Source organism: Sinomonas sp. T428B, assembly GCF_056780155.1.
Map to the genome: position 1 here is coordinate 868,804 of NZ_JBRAZR010000001.1, position 18,052 is coordinate 886,855.

The 18,052-nt window shown below is 71.8% G+C and carries 19 protein-coding genes and 1 tRNA gene; 16 read left to right on the forward strand and 4 right to left on the reverse strand.

The genetic code is table 11. The features are described 5' to 3' along the window. The first annotated feature begins 114 nt into the window (after positions 1-114). Positions 115-516, forward strand: a complete 402-nt coding sequence (locus ACUYMY_RS04085; protein ID WP_481702350.1) for an NUDIX hydrolase — start codon at positions 115-117, stop codon at positions 514-516. A 136-nt stretch (positions 517-652) separates the two neighbouring features. Here the strand turns inward: ACUYMY_RS04085 and ACUYMY_RS04090 are convergent, their stop codons facing one another. Both ACUYMY_RS04090 and ACUYMY_RS04095 read right to left on the reverse strand, forming a co-directional pair. Further along, positions 653-1,108, reverse strand: a complete 456-nt coding sequence (locus ACUYMY_RS04090; RefSeq protein WP_481702351.1) for a DUF6314 family protein — start codon at positions 1,106-1,108, stop codon at positions 653-655. A 1-nt stretch (position 1,109) separates the two neighbouring features. Then, positions 1,110-1,183, reverse strand: a tRNA-Arg gene (locus ACUYMY_RS04095). Positions 1,184-1,300: 117 nt separating this feature from the next. On the opposite strand from ACUYMY_RS04095, the gene ACUYMY_RS04100 reads away from it, so the two are divergent. Next, positions 1,301-2,179, forward strand: a complete 879-nt coding sequence (locus ACUYMY_RS04100) for a DUF998 domain-containing protein (protein ID WP_481702352.1) — start codon at positions 1,301-1,303, stop codon at positions 2,177-2,179. Here ACUYMY_RS04100 and ACUYMY_RS04105 read toward each other — a convergent pair. Beyond that, complete coding sequence (locus tag ACUYMY_RS04105) at positions 2,131-2,781, reverse strand: hypothetical protein (RefSeq protein WP_481702353.1); 651 nt, start codon at positions 2,779-2,781, stop codon at positions 2,131-2,133. The two genes, ACUYMY_RS04100 and ACUYMY_RS04105, sit on opposite strands and share 49 nt — an antisense overlap. A gap of 33 nt (positions 2,782-2,814) precedes the next feature. Here ACUYMY_RS04105 and ACUYMY_RS04110 point away from each other — a divergent pair, with 33 nt between their 5' ends. The 12 genes from ACUYMY_RS04110 (at position 2,815) to ACUYMY_RS04165 (ending at position 14,491) form a co-directional block, all read left to right on the forward strand. Next, positions 2,815-3,648, forward strand: coding sequence for an inositol monophosphatase family protein (locus tag ACUYMY_RS04110; RefSeq protein WP_481702354.1), 834 nt, complete (start codon positions 2,815-2,817; stop codon positions 3,646-3,648). A 131-nt stretch (positions 3,649-3,779) separates the two neighbouring features. Further along, positions 3,780-3,965: a hypothetical protein gene (locus tag ACUYMY_RS04115; protein WP_481702355.1), complete on the forward strand. Its 186-nt coding sequence runs from the start codon at positions 3,780-3,782 to the stop codon at positions 3,963-3,965. A gap of 232 nt (positions 3,966-4,197) precedes the next feature. Beyond that, complete coding sequence (locus tag ACUYMY_RS04120) at positions 4,198-4,716, forward strand: DUF892 family protein (protein ID WP_481702356.1); 519 nt, start codon at positions 4,198-4,200, stop codon at positions 4,714-4,716. Between the two features lie 23 nt (positions 4,717-4,739). Beyond that, positions 4,740-4,985: a hypothetical protein gene (locus ACUYMY_RS04125; RefSeq protein WP_481702357.1), complete on the forward strand. Its 246-nt coding sequence runs from the start codon at positions 4,740-4,742 to the stop codon at positions 4,983-4,985. 61 nt (positions 4,986-5,046) lie between these two features. After that, on the forward strand, positions 5,047-7,578 hold the full coding sequence (gene pcrA / locus ACUYMY_RS04130) for a DNA helicase PcrA (protein ID WP_481702358.1): 2,532 nt from the start codon (positions 5,047-5,049) through the stop codon (positions 7,576-7,578). A 46-nt stretch (positions 7,579-7,624) separates the two neighbouring features. After that, a complete protein-coding gene (locus tag ACUYMY_RS04135) occupies positions 7,625-9,076 on the forward strand; it encodes an NCS1 family nucleobase:cation symporter-1 (RefSeq protein WP_481702359.1) in 1,452 nt (483 codons plus the stop codon). A 158-nt stretch (positions 9,077-9,234) separates the two neighbouring features. After that, entirely contained in the window at positions 9,235-10,404 is a 1,170-nt protein-coding gene (sucC, locus tag ACUYMY_RS04140; protein ID WP_481702360.1) for an ADP-forming succinate--CoA ligase subunit beta, read from the forward strand. A gap of 13 nt (positions 10,405-10,417) precedes the next feature. Next, complete coding sequence (gene sucD, locus ACUYMY_RS04145; protein WP_481702361.1) at positions 10,418-11,353, forward strand: succinate--CoA ligase subunit alpha; 936 nt, start codon at positions 10,418-10,420, stop codon at positions 11,351-11,353. Positions 11,354-11,661: 308 nt separating this feature from the next. Then, positions 11,662-12,213: a hypothetical protein gene (locus tag ACUYMY_RS04150; RefSeq protein WP_481702362.1), complete on the forward strand. Its 552-nt coding sequence runs from the start codon at positions 11,662-11,664 to the stop codon at positions 12,211-12,213. A gap of 63 nt (positions 12,214-12,276) precedes the next feature. Continuing rightward, entirely contained in the window at positions 12,277-13,344 is a 1,068-nt protein-coding gene (locus ACUYMY_RS04155) for a zinc-dependent alcohol dehydrogenase family protein (RefSeq protein ID WP_481702363.1), read from the forward strand. Further along, a complete protein-coding gene (locus ACUYMY_RS04160; RefSeq protein ID WP_481702364.1) occupies positions 13,341-13,778 on the forward strand; it encodes a nucleoside deaminase in 438 nt (145 codons plus the stop codon). Before ACUYMY_RS04155 ends, ACUYMY_RS04160 begins: the two co-directional genes overlap by 4 nt. Before the next feature lie 110 nt (positions 13,779-13,888). Continuing rightward, positions 13,889-14,491 carry a Rho termination factor N-terminal domain-containing protein gene (locus ACUYMY_RS04165; protein ID WP_481702365.1) on the forward strand — a complete coding sequence of 201 codons (603 nt, stop codon included), beginning with the start codon at positions 13,889-13,891 and terminating at the stop codon, positions 14,489-14,491. 340 nt (positions 14,492-14,831) lie between these two features. Here the strand turns inward: ACUYMY_RS04165 and ACUYMY_RS04170 are convergent, their stop codons facing one another. Further along, positions 14,832-15,617, reverse strand: coding sequence for an IclR family transcriptional regulator (locus tag ACUYMY_RS04170; RefSeq protein WP_481702366.1), 786 nt, complete (start codon positions 15,615-15,617; stop codon positions 14,832-14,834). Between the two features lie 104 nt (positions 15,618-15,721). On the opposite strand from ACUYMY_RS04170, the gene ACUYMY_RS04175 reads away from it, so the two are divergent. Both ACUYMY_RS04175 and ACUYMY_RS04180 read left to right on the forward strand, forming a co-directional pair. Beyond that, entirely contained in the window at positions 15,722-16,198 is a 477-nt protein-coding gene (locus ACUYMY_RS04175; protein ID WP_481702367.1) for a hypothetical protein, read from the forward strand. A gap of 5 nt (positions 16,199-16,203) precedes the next feature. Next, complete coding sequence (locus ACUYMY_RS04180; protein WP_481704952.1) at positions 16,204-18,012, forward strand: glycoside hydrolase family 15 protein; 1,809 nt, start codon at positions 16,204-16,206, stop codon at positions 18,010-18,012. Positions 18,013-18,052 lie beyond the last annotated feature (40 nt).

Here is an 18,052-nt window from a genome sequence, read left to right on the forward strand (position 1 = left end):
CGGGGTCACGTCCCTGCGTTCCGGGGTCACGTCTCAACGTTGCGGGGTCATGTCCCAGCGTTCCGGGGTCACGTCCCAGCGACGCGAGGTCTCTTCGTTGGCTAGGCTCGAGTCGTGGCCGAACGCATCATCGTCTCTGCCGTCTGCGTCTTCTCCCAGGACGGGCGGCTCCTGACCGTCCGCAAACGAGGCACCGACCGCTTCATGCATCCTGGCGGGAAGCCCGAGCCCGGAGAGAGTGCGGCCGAGGCGGCGAGCCGCGAGCTCGCCGAGGAGGTCGGCATCGACGTCGCCGCCGAGGACCTCGAGCTCATGGGGGTGTGGATTGCCCGTGCCGCAAACGAGGCAGGCACCGACATCGAGGCGACTGTCTTCCGTGCACCTGGGATTCATGATCCGGCGGAGGTGCATCCAGCGGCTGAGATCGCCGAGCTTCGGTGGATCGATCCCGCTGCCGGGGCGGAGGCCGACCTCGCGCCTCTCCTGACCGATCACATCCTCCCTGCCCTCAGGTGACCCCGCATCGCTGGAAGGTGACCCCGCATCGCTGGAAGGTGACCCCGCATCGCTGGAAGGTGACCCCGCAACGTTGGGACGTGACCCCGCAACGCAGGGACGTGACCCCGCAACTGGGTCAGGGGGAGGGCCTACGTCAGGGGTGGGGCCGGGGGCGGGCGAGGCGGCGGAGGGTCGTCTCGAGCAGGAGGTCCTTGGCCGGGCCGTGCACGTCCCAGGAGTAGCGCAGCTCGTCGGGACCGACGGCCTCGTAGCGCACGCGGTAGTCGTCGGGCGAGCACCAGTGCCCCGAATCGCAGGACCCGCCCGCAAGGTTGGCGCGGTGGAACGGCCTGCCGTCGGGGAAGAAGACGTCCATCGCGCCCGGCGTGCCCGTGGGCGCCCACACGTAGACGCGCTCGGCCGGCCCCTCGTGCGGGCCCCAGCGCAGGGTGCCCGACTCGCTCTGCCGCAGCCCGCCGTCGTCCGTCGGCTCGAAGGCGACCGTGCCCGCGAAGCTGCCCCGCGCGCCCGTGGCGCGGTCGCTGAGGCTCCGCTCGACGTCCCACGTGCCCGCGAGATACGCGCGCAGGTCCGGCACTGGATATGACAAGTGCCCCCGACCGGAATCGAACCGATGGCCTGCCCTTTAGGAGAGGGCCGCTCTATCCTACTGAGCTACGGGGGCCCGCCCGGGAAGCCCGGGCACGCTCAAGCATACCGGCTCCCAGGTGCCCTCGGCTCCGCGCTGCCGTCAGCGCCATGGTGCAGCCTGCGCCGGGCAGGACGTGGCTAGTCTGGGGGAATGGCACGCGCGGCGGAGGGCAGGGGAGCTGACCGGGACGGCACGGACGGCACAGAGGGTGCTGACGGCACCGACGGCGTCCGCCAGTACCTCGGCGCGTGGTCGGCGGTGAGCGTCGCCCAGTTCTTCGCCGCCGAGGCCGCGGTGATCGCGTGGTGGGCGGGGCCGACGCCGTACAGCCGCCGGCTGGGCTTCATCAGCGACCTCGGCCAGGTCTCGTGCGGGCTGCACGGGACCCGCGAGATCTGCTCCCCGCTGCACGCCCTCATGAACGTCTCGTTCGTGCTGCAGGGCGCCGGGATGGTCCTTGCGGCCCTGCTCATCACCTCGGCGGTGCTCCGGGTCGCAGCCCACGGGCCCGGGGTCAGGGCGCAGGCGCGGCTCGCCGCGGCGCTCGCGGGACTGGCGACGGCGGGCGCCTCCGACGGCGCCCCGCGTCCCGGGCGGGCGGCGCTCGCCGCCCTCCGCGCGGGCCACCCGGCCGCGGCCGTCCCGTGGCTCGTGACCCTTGCCGTGCGCGTCCTGCTGGGGCTCGCGGGGGCGGGCGTCATGGTCGTCGGGCTCATCCCGCAGGACGTCGTCCCGGCCGTCCACCTGGTCGGTGCCGGCGCGTACTTCCTCGCGGGTTCGCTCGCGCTCGTGGTCCTGGGCATCCTGTGGCTGCGCCGCACGGCGGCGGCCTGGCCGGTCCTCCTGTGCGGGGCGGCCGCGTTCACGGCGACCCTCGTGGGCGGGGCGCTGCGCATGGAGGTCCCGGAGCCGGGCACCCTCGAGCGTTTCATGGGCTACCCGATCACCGCCGGGACCGCGCTCGCGGGCGCCGTGATCGCCTACCGCCTGGGCGTGCCCTCCCGCGCGGCCGCGCGCGCCCGGCGCTGAGCGATCAGCACCACGGCCCCCGCCCCGACGAGCAGGACCAGCAGGAGCACCCACCCGAGCACCACGAGCACCGAGGCGAGGACGGCTGCGCCCGTGTCGGAGGGCGAGGCCAGGGCCGTGTCGACGGCCACGTTCCCCCACAGGCGCACGACGGCGAACGTGGCCACGAGCGCGAACGCCGCCCACCGCTGTGCCTTGGCCTTGAGCCAGGTTCCGAAGACGAGGAGGAACGTGAAGCCCGCGGCGAGCGGGAAGATCGTCCCGGCAGTCTTGTGCACGTAGTTGAGCTGGCCGAGCTCGTCCGCACCCATGACTCCGGCGAGCTGGGCGATGTACTCGGGGGAGAAGCCCCCGATGAGGGAGTCCGGCATCGCGAGCCCGTCCGAGAGCTGGGTCATCTGCTGGAGCGTGAGCAGGTGCAGGTACCAGAACATGAACACGCTCGCGACGAGCCCGGCGATGATGATGAGCTTCGCGTTGCCCTCGGCCTGCTGGGGCGAGCGCCGGGTGGTCGGGTTGGCGGGCTGGCCAGCGCGGGCCCCGGGGGCGACGGCGGCCCGGTCCCCGTGCTTGCGGGCCCGCTGGGCGGGGGTCTTGGACATGCCTCCATTATCCGGCCCCGGTAGGCTGGCACTGTGGCTGAGAACCCCCTTGACTCCCTGCCCGACCTCGACCCCGCGCTCTCCGATGCCGACCTCGCCGCGGATCTCGTCCGCCACGCGGGCGGTCTGGCCCTCGCGATGCGCCGCGCGGGGCTGACCGCGGAGCGCAAGACGTCCGTCTCGGACATCGTCACGGCAGCGGACAAGGCAGCCGAGGAGTACGTGCTCGGCCAGCTGCGCCGCTGCCGCCCGGACGACGGCGTGTTCGGCGAGGAGGGCGCGTCCGTCGCCTCCTCCTCGGGGCGCACGTGGGTCATCGACCCCGTCGACGGCACGCTGAACTTCTTCACCGGCTCGAGCTACTGGTGCTCGGCGATCGCCCTGCGCGGCGAGGCCTCGGCGGCCGAGGACGACCCGGCCCCGCTCCTCGGCGCGATCTACCAGCCCGAGGAGGACAAGCTCTGGCGCGGCGGCGTGGACACGCCCGCCACCCTCAACGGGAGCCCGCTCGCCGGCCCCGCGGGGGAGCGGCTGCGCGTGACCGGCGTGGCGACGTCGATCCAGCCGCGCTGGCTCGAGCAGCCGCTCTCTGCCATGCCGTGGCACGCCGCGGCCGTCGCCTCGGCGTCGATCCGGATCCTCGGCTCGGGCTCGTGCGACCTGGCCCGCGTGGCCACGGGCGAGATCGGGGCCTGGTTCCAGCACTCGTGCCCGCAGTGGGACTGGCTCCCGGGCAAGGCGATAGTGACGGCCGCCGGGGGCACGACGGACACCGTCGAGGTCAACGGGCTCACGTGGTTCGCCGCGGGAGGCACGACGGCGGTGCGGGAGATCGTCGCCGCGCTCGCCTCCGCTCGGCTCACCTGAGCCTCTCCGGGGCGCCATCTGGGCCCCTGCAGGCCGCGCCCGGACCGGGCGCGGCTGGCCTCCTGCGGCCCTTGACCAGCCGCATCCGCGGTGCTGTGCTGGACGCACTCGAGGAGCGGAAGGAGGACGACGTGGCCGTCATCGATAACGACGACGAGCAGGCCCGCCGTGAGGAGGACCCGTCCGAGGACTTCGTCGTCGAGCCGGACCTCACGGTCTGGGACGAGGAGGACGGGCTGTTCGACTCCGAGGAGATCGTGGTCGACGAGGCCGATCCGGCGGACATCGCGGAGCAGCACCGCAGCGCCGACGGGTGACCCGCCCGGCGCCGATGGCAGAGGGGCCTGCGGCGCCGAGGCCTGAGGACGGTGCCTGGGGAAGTCCCGGCACCGTCCATTGCTCATGCCCTCCCCTGCCCGCGCCTCCAGTGCACGTGCCCTCCATTGCTCGCGTCTTCGGGCGGGGCGAGAATGGGGATACGACCGGGGCGGATGCTCCCGGAGTGTCCGGATCTCGCACACCCGCCCCCGCAGGAGGCGAGGGAGAACCATGTTCGAGCACTTCACCGAGGCGCACGAGCTCTTCGTGTACCGGCTGGGCATTGCGCGCGGCACGAGCCGCCGGGCCATCGTGACCCTGGGCGTCCTCGAGCAGCATTCCCAGCGCCGCGAGGTCAACGCGCTCGTCCTGGACCTGGCCGAGGAGGCGCGCCTGCATGCCGCCGTCCTCGAGGACCTCTTCGCCGACCTCGGGCGCAACGTCGCGGTGCCGCCGGGCCACCTCGCGGACGGGCTCGACCGCGAGGCACACGCCGTCCTGCGCAAGACCGACGAGACGATCGCGGACCTGGCCGTCCTGCCGCTCGCGCTCGAGGTGCAGTACAGCGCGATCGCGGCGTACGAGCCGCTCGCGGTGTACGCGCGCGAGTGGCTGGACGAGTCGGTCGCCGAGCGGCTCGAGAACTGCCTCGTCGAGCAGCTCTCATCCAGGAACAGGGTCCTCGAGATCATGCGCGAGGTGTTCGCAAGCAGCGAGACGATGCAGGCCACGCGCCCGGACACGCCGTGAGGGACGGCAGGGAGGAAGACGCCATGGAACGGCACGAGCCAGGTTCCCACGAGACCCGCGTGCGCGCCTTCATGCGGGCCATGGCGCACTTGCGCAGCGTCTACGGGGCCGCCAACCGCCGCGACCCCGGCGAGCCGGAACGGTACGGTACCAACCCGGAGGACGCCAAAGAGCTGAGCGAGCTCAACGGCATCGACGTCGAGACGGACAGCGAGGGGCACCACTACGGGGTGCGCCGGGAACCCACACAGGAGCCGAAGGCCGAGTGACCGGCAGGCGGGCCGGCCCTGCGTGAGGAGTGTCGGCCTCGCCGCCTAAAATGGAGGGATCATGGACATGCTCTTCGATCCCTATGCCAACGTGCCCAAGCCCGGCATGCCCGGCGGCGCGTACGAACCGGACGCCGAGGAGCTGCCCCCTGTCCCGGAGGAGGACGGGCCCCCCGAGGAGCTCCCCGCGGGCTGGCTGCCCGCGTCCGACCCCGCCGAGGACGCCCGGCGCGAGGAGGAGGCTGCCGCCGCGCGGCTCCTCGAGGGGCTCAACCCGCAGCAGCTCGAGGCCGTGACCCACGCGGGCGGCCCGCTGCTCATCGTCGCGGGCGCTGGCTCGGGCAAGACCCGCGTGCTCTCGCACCGCATCGCCTACCTCCTCGCGACGCACCGCGCGCACCACGGCGAGATCCTCGCGATCACGTTCACGAACAAGGCCGCTGCCGAGATGCGGGAGCGCATCGAGCACCTCGTGGGCGAGCGCGCCCAGCGCATGTGGATCTCGACCTTCCACTCCTCGTGCGTGCGGATCCTGCGCCGCGAGGCCAAGTCGATCGGGCTCAACTCGAACTTCTCGATCTACGACGCTGCGGATTCGCTGCGGCTCATCACGCTCGTGCACAAGGGCCTCGAGCTGGACCCGAAGAAGGTCACCCCGAAGGCGATCCAGCACAAGATCTCGGCCCTCAAGAACGAGCTCGTCGACGCCGACGACTTCGCGGCCCGGGCGAACATGAACGACCCCTTCGAGGCCGGCGTCGCCGAGGTCTACAAGGGCTACACGGACCGCCTGCGCCAAGCCAACGCGATGGACTTCGACGACCTCATCGCCCAGACGGTGTACATGTTCCGGGCCTTCCCGGCGATCACCGAGGGCTACCGCCGCCGCTTCCGGCACGTCCTCGTCGACGAGTACCAGGACACCAACCACGCCCAGTACGCGCTCGTGCGGGAGATCGTCGGCGCCAAGGAGGACGGGCACGGGACTGAGCCCGCCGAGCTCACGGTCGTGGGCGACTCGGACCAGTCCATCTACGCATTCCGCGGCGCGGACATCCGCAACATCGTCGAGTTCGAGAAGGACTACCCCGAGGCGCGGACCATCAAGCTCGAGCAGAACTACCGCTCGACGCAGACCATCCTCTCGGCCGCAAACGCCGTCATCGCCCGCAACCCGAACCGCCCCGAGAAGCGGCTGTGGACGGCCGAGGGCGACGGCGAGAAGATCATCGGCTACGCGGGAGAGAACGAGCACGAGGAGGCCCGGTTCATCGCCGGCGAGATCGACCGGCTCACGGACTCCGGCGAGTTCCGCCCCGGGGACGTCGCGGTCTTCTACCGCACCAACGCCCAGTCCCGCAGCCTCGAGGAGATCCTCATGCGCGTGGGCCTGCCCTACAAGGTCGTGGGCGGCACTCGCTTCTACGAGCGCAAGGAGATCAAGGACGCGCTCGCCTACCTGCGCGTGCTCGTCAACCCGGACGACGACGTCAACCTCCGCCGCGTGCTCAACGAGCCGAAGCGCGGGATCGGCGAGCGGGCCGAGGGCACGATCGCCGCGCTCGCGCAGCGGGACCGGATCTCCTTCATGGCCGCCATGCGCCGCGCCGACGAGGCGCCGGGCATGGCCACGCGCTCGGTCAACTCGGTCCGGGCCTTCGTGAAGCTCCTCGACGACCTCGCCGCGGTGGCCGAGGGCTCGGGCGCGGCCGCGTCGCTCGAGGCCGTCCTCGAGCAGACGGGCTACCTCGCGGCCCTGCGCGCCTCGACCGATCCCCAGGACGAGTCGCGCGTCGAGAACCTCGCCGAGCTCGTCGCCGTCGTGCGCGAATTCGAGCGGGACAACCCCGAGGGCACGCTCGGGGACTTCCTCGAGCAGGTCTCGCTCGTCGCGGATGCGGACCAGATCCCGGACGCGCCGGAGGGCGCGAGCCAGGAGGAGGTGGACGCGGCCGTCGCGGAGGCGCGGCGCCAGGGCGTTGTGACCCTCATGACCCTGCACACCGCGAAGGGCCTCGAGTTCCCGGTCGTGTTCCTCACCGGCATGGAGCACGGCGTGTTCCCGCACCGCCGCTCGGCAACGGACCCCGACGAGCTCGCCGAGGAGCGCCGGCTCGCGTACGTGGGGCTCACCCGCGCCCGCAAGCGGCTCTACCTGACCCGCTCCGAGGTGCGCAGCCTATGGGGGCAGAGCGAGTACTACCCCGCGAGCCAGTTCATCGGCGAGGTCCCGGCCGAGCTCATCGACTGGAAGCGCGAGGGCACCAAGCGGCCGCCCGCCGTCGGCAGCGCGAGCGACAGGTACGACAGGCTCGGGTCGCGCTACGGCGGCTCCTCGTGGGGCGCCGGGACGAGCAAGGGCGCCCAGTTCCAGACCATCTCGGCGACGCCGGCCCAGCGGGCCGGGCGCGTGCAGCCGCAGAAGGAGGTCATCGCCGTGTCCGTAGGCGACCAGGTCAACCACACCGCCTTCGGCAACGGCACCGTGATCGGCGTCGAGGGCAGCGGGGACAAGACCGTGGCGAAGGTGAGCTTCTCGGTGGGGGAGAAGCGCCTCCTGCTGCGCTACGCGCCGCTCACGAAGGTGAGCTGACCAGCAGAAACCACAGCACAGGAAGCCCTGGAAGGGGGCGGTGACGATGCCTCAGCCAGTCCCACCGGATGTGAGCGCGCGCCTCTACAATGAGGACCTCGCACCGGCGGAGCACCGCCGCTGGGGCTTCTACTCGCTCTTCGCCATGTGGATGTCGGACATCCACTCGCTCGGCGGCTACACCTTCGCGGCGGGGCTCTTCGCGCTTGGCCTCGGGGCGTGGCAGGTGTTCCTGGCGCTGGTCGTGGGGATCGTCGTCGTCTTCCTCCTCATGAACCTGTCCGGCTACGCGGGCCAGAAGATGGGCGTCCCCTACCCCGTGCTCGCCCGGATCTCCTTCGGGACCTTCGGCGCGAACCTGCCCGCTCTCATCCGGGCCCTCGTCGCCATCGCCTGGTACGGGATCCAGACGTGGCTCGCCTCGCGGGCCGTCATCGTCATCGCCCTGCAGGTCTGGCCCGAGCTCGAGGGCCTCACGCGCAACGACTTCCTCGGCGAGTCGACCCTCGGCTGGCTGGGCTTCCTCCTGATGTGGGCGCTCCAGCTGTTCCTGCTCCGGCACGGGATGGAGACGATCCGGCGGTTCCAGGACTGGGCCGGCCCGGCCGTGTGGGCGGTCATGGCCCTGCTCGTCGTGTACATCCTGGCCAACGCCGGCTGGACCATCTCGCTCGACCTTCCCGGCGGCACGGCGGCCTGGGGCACGGGGCATGCCTTCCTGGCGGCCGTCGCGCTCACGGTGACGTACTTCTCGACCCTGCTGCTGAACTTCTGCGACTTCTCGCGCTTCGCGCCGACGCGCAAGGCAGTGTGGACGGCGAACCTGTGGGGGCTGCCGGTGAACTTCATGGCGTTCTCCCTCGTCTCCGTCGTCGTCACCGCCGGGACGTTCGCGGTCTACGGCGAGCACATCTACGACCCGGTCGAGATCGTGGGGCGGATCGACAACATCTGGGCGATGCTGCTCGGGGCCGTGACGTTCGCGGTCGCAACGCTCGGCATCAACGTCGTGGCGAACTTCGTCTCGCCCGCCTACGACCTCTCGAACGTGTGGCCCGCGAAAATCGACTTCAGGCGCGGCGGCCTGGCCGCGGCCGTGATCGCCCTCCTCATCACGCCGTGGAACCTGTTCAACAGCCCCGTGGTGGTCAACCTCTTCCTCGGCGGCCTCGGGGCGCTGCTCGGCCCGCTGTTCGGGATCATCATGGTCGACTACTACGTGCTCCGCAGGCAGCGCGTCGTGGTCCGGGACCTGTTCCGTGAAGAGGGCTTCTACACGTACAGGCGGGGCTGGAACCCCCGGGCCATCGTCTCGTTCGCGGCCTCGGCCGTCCCCGCGGTGATCCTGGCGCTGGTCCCCGTGTTCGCCGCCCTCGCGCCGTTCTCCTGGTTCATCGGGGCCGCCATCGCCGCCGCGGTCCACTACGCGATCTCCCGCAACGACACGTCCCTCGCGGCCTCGGTGGCGGCGACGGGCAGCGAATTCTACACGATGTAGAGGTGTGCCCTTGGTCACGAATCCCGGCCTCAGGGGACTGTCGCCAAAGCGAGGGGCTAGAGTTTCCCCTTGGAGCACTGGGCCCGCGGCGGGTAGCTCCCGCGGCGAACCACGGGTGTTCCGAGTCAGAACTACTTCGACGTAGAGGACACTGAACCGTGGACCTGTTTGAATACCAGGCGCGCGATCTGTTCGAGGCACACGGCGTGCCCGTGCTGGCCGGAATCGTTGCGCACACCCCTGAGGAAGCCAAGGCTGCGGCCGAGAAGATCGGCGGCGTCACCGTCGTCAAGGCACAGGTGAAGATCGGCGGCCGCGGCAAGGCCGGCGGTGTCAAGGTCGCGAAGTCCGCTGACGATGCTTTCGAGCACGCGACGAACATCCTCGGCATGGACATCAAGGGCCACACGGTCAAGAAGGTCATGATCGCGCAGGGCGCCGACATCGCCGAGGAGTACTACTTCTCGCTGCTGCTCGACCGCGCGAACCGCAACTACCTCGCCATGTGCTCGGTCGAGGGCGGCATGGAGATCGAGCAGCTCGCCGTCGAGCGGCCCGAGGCCCTCGCCAAGGTCCCGGTCGACCCGACGGTCGGCATCGACGCCGCCAAGGCCGCCGAGATCGTCGAGAAGGCGGGCTTCGCCCCCGAGCTGCGCGAGAAGATCCAGGACGTGCTCGTCAAGCTGTGGGACGTCTTCAAGGGCGAGGACGCCACGCTCGTCGAGGTCAACCCGCTCGTCAAGACCGGCTCGGGCGAGATCATCGCGCTCGACGGCAAGGTCTCGATAGACGAGAACGCCGGCTTCCGCCACGCCGAGCACGAGGAGCTCGTCGACAAGGAGTCAGAGGACCCGCTCGAGGCCAAGGCCAAGGCCCTCGACCTCAACTACGTCAAGCTCGACGGCGAGGTCGGCATTATCGGCAACGGCGCCGGGCTCGTCATGTCCACGCTCGACGTCGTCGCCTACGCGGGCGAGCGCCACGGCAACGTCAAGCCGGCGAACTTCCTCGACATCGGCGGCGGCGCCTCGGCCGAGGTCATGGCCAACGGCCTGTCGATCATCCTCGGCGACGAGCAGGTCAAGAGCGTGTTCGTCAACGTCTTCGGCGGCATCACGGCGTGCGACGCCGTCGCCAACGGCATCGTCGGCGCCCTCAACAAGCTCGGCGACTCGGCCAACAAGCCGCTCGTCGTGCGCCTCGACGGCAACAACGTCGACGAGGGCCGCCGCATCCTCCACCAGGCCAACCACCCGCTCGTGACGCTGGCCGAGAACATGGACCAGGGCGCCGACAAGGCCGCCGAGCTGGCCAACGCCTCGAAGTAAGGGACGAGAGAAAATGTCGATCTTCCTCAACAAGGACAACAAGGTCATCGTCCAGGGCATCACGGGCGGCGAGGGCTCCAAGCACACGGCCCGCATGCTCGCGGCCGGGACCAACATCGTCGGCGGCGTCAACGCGCGCAAGGCCGGCACCACCGTCAAGCACCAGGACCAGCACGGCGCGGACGTCGAGCTGCCCGTCTTCGGCTCCGTCAAGGAGGCCATGGCCGAGACCGGCGCGGACACGTCCATCGTCTTCGTCCCGCCGGCCTTCACGAAGGACGCCGTGGTCGAGGCCATCGAGGCCGAGATCGGTCTCGTCGTGGTCATCACCGAGGGCGTTCCGGTCCAGGACTCTGCCGAGTTCTGGGCGCTCGCGCAGTCTCGCAAGGACGCCGAGGGCAACCAGACCACGCGCATCATCGGCCCGAACTGCCCCGGCATCATCACCCCGGGCGAGGCCCTCGTGGGCATCACCCCGGCCAACATCACCGGCAAGGGCGGCGTGGGCCTCGTGTCCAAGTCCGGCACCCTGACCTACCAGATGATGTACGAGCTGCGAGACCTCGGCTTCTCGACCGCGATCGGCATCGGCGGCGACCCGGTCATCGGCACGACCCACATCGACGCCCTCGCAGCGTTCGAGAAGGACCCGGACACGAAGGCGATCGTCATGATCGGCGAGATCGGCGGCGACGCCGAGGAGCGCGCGGCCGAGTTCATCAAGAACAACGTCACGAAGCCGGTCGTCGGCTACGTCGCGGGCTTCACCGCCCCCGAGGGCAAGACCATGGGCCACGCCGGCGCCATCGTCTCCGGCTCCTCCGGCACGGCCCAGGCCAAGAAGGAGGCCCTCGAGGCCGCCGGCGTCAAGGTCGGCAAGACGCCGTCCGAGACCGCCCACCTCCTCCGCGAGGTCTACCCGGTGCACCTCCCGGAGTCGAACCTCTGATCTGCTGACCTTCCGGCAGTTCCGGCAGACTGACGACGGCGGCCGGTCGCCTTCCGCAGCGGAAGGCGACCGGCCGCCGTCGTGCTTCTAGTGCAGGCCCCAGGACGGGCGTATCCTCGTGCTGCGGAGGCGCGGTCCGTCCGTTCGGGGGGATTGTCTGGCGCCCCTGCGAACCAGAGCGCCACGTCCGGCCACGGCGGGTCATCACCGCCTTGGCCGCCTCCTGACGGCCGCTGGGGGCGCCGCGACTCGCCGCATTCCTGCCCATGATGGGGCCAGGGCCCCGGGCACACCGAGAGGACACTCCCATGTCCCGCCTGCACCGCAGCATCGTCACAGCCGCCGTCTCCATAGGCCTCGTCGCGGGGGCCGCGGCCCCGTCCAGCGCCGCCGTCCTTGACCGCTGGGACCTCAGCGAATCCTTCTCGGGTCCGCTCACCAACTTCTGCGGAGTGAGCGGGCTCACTGCTGACCTCACCTTCGAACTCACCGGAACCGCCAGGATCGTGCAGAGGGGCCCAGGGGAGTTCGAGTTCTACCACGAGAACACCCGGCTGGCCCGGACCTTCACCTACCAGGGCATGACGGTCACCGAGTACATCCGCGGGACCGCCAAGGACCTGTCCATCGTGGACAACGGCGACGGAACCCTCAGCATCACCCTCCTCGCCACTGGCGGAGCCCGGGTGGTCGGCCACGAGGGGAAGGTCATCGCCAAGAACGACGGCCAGGTCCGCACGCTGCTCCTGATCGACATGGCAACCGGGAACGTGCTCAGCGAGAAGCTGATCTTCGGCTCCACCGGCACCAACGACGACTTCTGCGAGGCAGTCTTGGCCGACTGGGGAATCGTGTCCTGACAGGGCGATCAGGCGCGCAGTCCACCCGGTAGGGTCGAAGGGACGGCCTACCCGAGGAGCACCATGCGCGCCACCATGATCCACGGCACCCGCGACATCCGCGTCGAGGACCGGCCGGACCCCGAGCTGCGGCTCCCCGGCGACGCGATCGTGCGCGTCGCTGCGACCTGCGTGTGCGGCTCTGACCTGTGGCCCTACCGCGGCGTGCGCGAGATTTCCCGGCCGAAGCCCATCGGGCACGAGTTCGTCGGCGTCGTCGAGGCCGTGGGCGACGCGGTCTCGACCCTCGCCGTGGGGGACTTCGTCGTCGCGCCGTGGGCGGTCTCGTGCGGCGCGTGCCCTCCGTGCCGCAACGGCGTCCAGGTCGCGTGCGAGCACCGCGCCTCGTGGGGCGGCTCCGACGAGGAGGGCCTCCCGGTCGACGGGGGCCAGGGCGAGCGCGTCCGCGTGCCGCTCGCCGACGGGACGCTCGTGCCCGTCCCCGGTGTTGCCGACCCGGACGAGGACCTCCTCAAGAGCCTCCTGACGCTCTCCGACGTCATGGGCACGGGGCAGCACGCGGCCGTCGCGGCGCGCGTCGGGCCCGGGCGCAGCGTCGTGGTGGTGGGCGACGGCGCCGTCGGCCTCTGCGGGGTCCTCGCCGCCCGGCGGCTTGGGGCCGAGCGGATCATAGCGATGTCCCGCCACGAGGACCGCGCGGCGATCGCGCGGGAGCTCGGCGCGACCGACGTCGTCGCGGAGCGCGGCGCCGAGGCCGCGGAGAGGGTGCGCGGGCTGCTCGGGGGAGTGCTCGCCGACTCCGTGCTCGAGTGCGTCGGCACGAAGGAATCCATGGACCAGGCGCTGCGCTGCACGCGGCCCGGCGGGAGCCTCGGGTTCGTCGGCGTCCCGGCCGGCGGCGCCGAGCTGCCGATTGGCGTGCTCTTCTCGAAGAACATCAGCGTGGGCGGCGGGGCCGCCTCGACGCGGCACTACCTGCCCGAGCTGCTCGAGGATGTCCTCTCCGGAGCCATCAACCCCGGCCTCGTGTTCGACTCCGTCATGCCGCTCGAGGACGCCGCCAAGGCCTACGCCGCGATGGACGAGCGGCGCGCGGTCAAGGTCATGCTCGTCCCGGGAGGCGGCCGGTGACTCGCGACCCGGGCTTCGAGGCCGCCCTCGCCGCGGCCCAGGAGGGGCTGCGGCAGGGCGGCATCCCCATCGGCGCGGCCCTCGTCCGCGGCGGCAAGGTCGTCGCCGTCGGCCACAACGAGCGGGTCCAGGGCGGCGACCCCATCGCGCACGGCGAGATGTCCGCCCTGCGCGCGGCCGGGCGGCAGCGGACCTACCGCGACACCGTCCTGTACACGACGCTCGCCCCGTGCGCGATGTGCGCCGGGACGGTCATCCAGTTCAAGATCCCGCGCGTCGTCGTCGGCGAGCAGCGCACGTTCGGCGGCGAGCTCGAGCTCCTGCGCTCGCGCGGCGTCGACGTCGTCGTGCTCGACGACGAGCGCTGCGTGGCGATGATGGAGGCGTTCCAGCGGGAGCACCCCGAGCTGTGGGCGGAGGACATCGCCGAGTAGGCGCCGCGGGGCGGGCGTGGCGAGGGAGGCGCCGCCGGCGGGTTTGGTGCTGGGGGAGCGGGGAAGTGTCCAGACGTTCCTATCAGGCCACGTCCTCACGAGGAGGGACCATGGCGGACCAGCCCGGAAACCAGACGCCCAACACGCCCGAGGTCAGCGAGACCGAACTGCGTGAGATGACCGTGGACGAGCTCCGCGAGAAGGCCAAGGAGGCGGGGATCGGCAGCACCTCGGACCTGCGCAAGGATGAGCTCGTCGAGGCCCTTGTCAAGGCCGGACGCGGGGGTCGGGCAGGCGACGCAGGACGGCGGGCCGACGCCGCAGAGGACGCCGGCCCGGACGCTGGCCGCATGCGTACCGGCAGCGGGAGCTCGGACTCGCTCAAGTACTCCCAGGAGGTCACCTCGCCGGAGGACGAGCCGGAGCGCGAGGGCCGCAGCCTCGTCACGACCCACCACGACGTGATCCGCCGGTGGGCCGAGGAGCGCAACGGCCTCCCTGCGACCGTCCCCGGTACCGAGCACGGTGACCGGCTCGGGGTGCTGCGGATCGACTTCGGCGGCGACAGCGACTCGCTCGATCGGGTCAGCTGGGACGAGTGGTTCAAGACCTTCGACGAGCGCAGACTCAACTTCATCTACCAGGAGACGCGTACCGACGGGCGGCAGTCGACCTTCTTCCGGCTCGAGAACCCGGACCGCGAGGACGCCTGAGCGACCCGGTGGCACGTCCCCAGCGATCCGGGGTCATGTCTCAACGATGCGGGGTCATGTCTCAACGATGCGGGGTCATGTCCCTGCGATCCGGATCAGAGCGATGATGCACGACGGCGGCTGGTCGCCTTCGGCCCCAAGGGGTGACCAGCCGCCGTCGTGCGTCAGAGGCTGGCCCCGGTCCTCGCTGCGAGTCGAGGTGACCCCGCACTGCGAGTCGAGGTGACCCCGCATCACAGGAAAGTGACCCCGCAACGTTGGGAGGTGACCCCGCATCACAGGAAAGTGACCCCGCAACGTTGGGAGGTGACCCCGCAACATAGGGTGTGGGGCGGATGGCTCAGTTCGGACTGCCGCCGAGGCGGCGCGTGACGTCCGCGGCCGCGAGCGCGCAGGCCTCACCGAGGGTGGTGAGCTGCTCGGGCGAGACGCGGAAGCGCGGCGCCGAGATGAGCACGGCCGCGGCGACGTCGCCGCGGTGGTCGTACACGGGTGCGGCGACGCCGACCTCCTCGTCCGAGGTCTCGCCGTAGTTGACCGCATACCCGCGCTCCGCCGCCTCGGCGAGCCGGGCAGCGTAGGCGTCCAGCCCGGCGTCGTCCGCCTCCGCGTACGCGACGGCGCCGCTCGTCAGGAGCTCGCGCACGCGCTCGGGGGCGAGCGTCGCAAGGAACACCTGCACCGACGAGGACAGCGCGGTCCCGTAGCGCGTGCCGAGCGTCGTCGTGTGCTTGACCTGCTGCCGGCTCGGGATCTGCTCGACCGAGACCGCCTCGTGCCCGTTCCACAGCAGCAGCGCCGTCGTCTCGCCGGTGCGCTCCGCGAGGTCCCACAGCACGGGGTAGGCGACGCGGCGCTCGTCGAGGTCGGCCAGGAGCGGGCCCGCGATCGCGATGAGCCCGAGGCCGAGCCGGTAGCGCCGGCTCGGCTCGTCCCGCTCCACGAGGCCCTCGGACTCGAGGGTGGCCAGGATCCGCGAGGCCGAGCTCTTGTGCAGGCCCACGCGAGCGGCGATGTCCGTGACGCCGAGGAGCGGCTCGTCCACGCTGAAGCAGCGCAGCACCGCGACCGCGTTCGAGATGGGGGAGGGGGCGCGGCCCTCGGCCTGCTCGCCGTTCTCGCTCATGGGTCCACCTTAGTTGCGCCGATGGCCGGGGGCCGTGCCGGGAATAGCGGCCGTCCCTGCGCCGCTCTACATGCCACCACGAGGACGTACAGGGAGTGTCTGGCATGGACTGGTCAGGCTGGGCGTTGTTCGGGCTGATGGCCACCGGGGCCCTTACCGCTGTGATGATCGCCGCGCAGATGGCCGGCTTCACCCGCCTGGACCTCCCCCTCGTCCTCGGCACCCTCGTCACCCCTGATCCCGACCGCGCCCGGGTGGTGGGCTTCTTCCTCCACCTGATCGCCGGGCAGACGTTCGCCCTGGGCTACGCCGGGACCTTCGCGCTCCTGGGCTGGAGCAGCTGGTGGCTCGGCGGACTGCTCGGGCTCCTGCACGGGTTCGTCGCGCTGACGCTCATCCTCCCGCTCCTGCCCGGGGTCCACCCGCGCATGGCCTCGCACCGGGCGGGCCCGTCGAGCCGCGCGGGTCTCGAGCCGCCAGGCCTGCTGGGGCTCAACTACGGCATCCAGACGCCCGCCGTCGCCGCCGCGGCGCACGTGCTCTACGGCGTCGTCCTCGGACTGCTCCTCGGGGCCCGGTGAGCGCGATGCCGACGGCCCCGGTCCCGATCGGGGACTACGGCCTGCTCGGCGACACCCGGACGGCCCTGCTGGTCTCGGGCTCCGGCTCGATCGACTGGATGTGCGCGCCCGCCTTCGACAGCCCGCCCGTGTTCGGCCGGCTCGTCGGGGGCCCGCAGGCGGGCTCCTTCCGGGTGAGCCCCGCCCGGCCCGGCTCCGTCCTGTCCCGCCGCTACCGCGGCGACTCCGCCACGCTCGAGACCGTGTGGGCGGCCGACGGCGGGCGGCTCACCCTCACCGAGGCCATGGTCGCCGAGGTCTCCGGCCGGCTGCTGCCGACGAGCCTCCTCGTGCGCCGGGTCGCGGCGGAGGGACAGCCCGTGGAGGTCGAGGTGCAGTACAACCCCCGGCCCGCGAGGCCCCGCGAGCTCCGGTGGTCGAGGCGGAACGGGCACCTGGTCTGCGAGTCCGGCCCCCTGGCGCTCTCGCTCCAGTGCGAGCCGACGCTGCAGCTGGAGCCGGGGGCCCCGCTGCGGGCCGTCGTCGTCCCGGGCCAGCCGCTCACGCTCGTGCTCGGCATCGCCTACGGCGAGCCGCTCGTCTACGTGGACCCGGCCGCGGCGTGGGAGCTCGTCGCCGCGGAGGAGGCCCGCTGGGACGCGTGGGCCGCGGAGATCGCCACCGACCTGCCCTTCCGCCCCGCCGTCGTGCGCAGCCTGCTCACGCTGCGGCTGCTCACCTACTCCCCGTCGGGGGCGCCCGTCGCCGCCCCCACGACGTCGCTGCCCGAGAACCCGGGCGGCGTCCGCAACTGGGACTACCGCTTCACCTGGCCTCGGGACGCGAGCATCGGGGTGGCGACCTTCCTCGGCGCCGGCAAGACCCGCGAGGCCGGCAGCTTCCTGAGCTGGCTCCTGCACGCGAGCAGGCTGGCCCGCCCGCGCCTGCCCGCCCTCCTGACGCTCATGGGCCGCACGGTGCCGCGGGAGCGGGAGCTGGCGTGGCCCGGCTACGCGGGGAGCACGCCCGTGCGCCTGGGGAACCTCGCCGCCGAGCAGCACCAGCTGGACGGCTACGGGTGGGTCCTGGACGCGGCGTGGGTCTTCGAGAAGGGCGGCCACCGCCTGTACTCGGAGACGTGGCGCGCGATGCGGGCCTTCGCCGACCTGGTCGCCGCCCGGTGGCGCGAGCCCGACGCCGGCATCTGGGAGGTCCGGGGGGCACCCGCCCACCATGTGCACTCGAAGCTCATGGGCTGGCTGGCCCTCGACCGCGCCCTGCGCCTGGCCGAGCGCCACCGCGTGGGGCGGGGCCGGCGGCGCCGGTGGGAGCAGGCGCGCGCCGCCCTGGCCGCGGAGGTGCGGGAGCGGGGAGTGGACGCCGCCACGGGCAGCTACGCGCGCGCCTACGGGGCGGACGACGTCGACGCGGCCCTCCTGATGCTCCCCGTGCTCGGCTTCGACGATCCCGCCTCCCCGCGGGTCCGGGCCACCATCGACCGCATCCGGAGCGAGCTGTCCGCCGGGGACGGCCTCGTCTACCGCTACCCGCCCGGCCGCGACGGCCTCCCCGGGACCGAGGGCGCCTTCCTCCCCTGCTCGTTCTGGCTCGTGCAGGCGCTGGCCCTCACCGGGAGGCGGGACGAGGCCGTCGGGCTCTTCTCATCACTGCTCGGGCGCTCGACGCCGCTGGGCCTCTACGCGGAGGAGATGGACCCGGAGACGGGCGAGCAGCTCGGGAACTTCCCGCAGGCCCTCACGCACGCCGCGCTCGTGCAGGCGGCCCTGGCCCTCCGCGACACCGCGGGCAGCGGGCCGGGGAGCGGCGGCGGGTAGGGCGTTGGCGCACGACGGCGGCGCCGCACCCCAGCCGGGA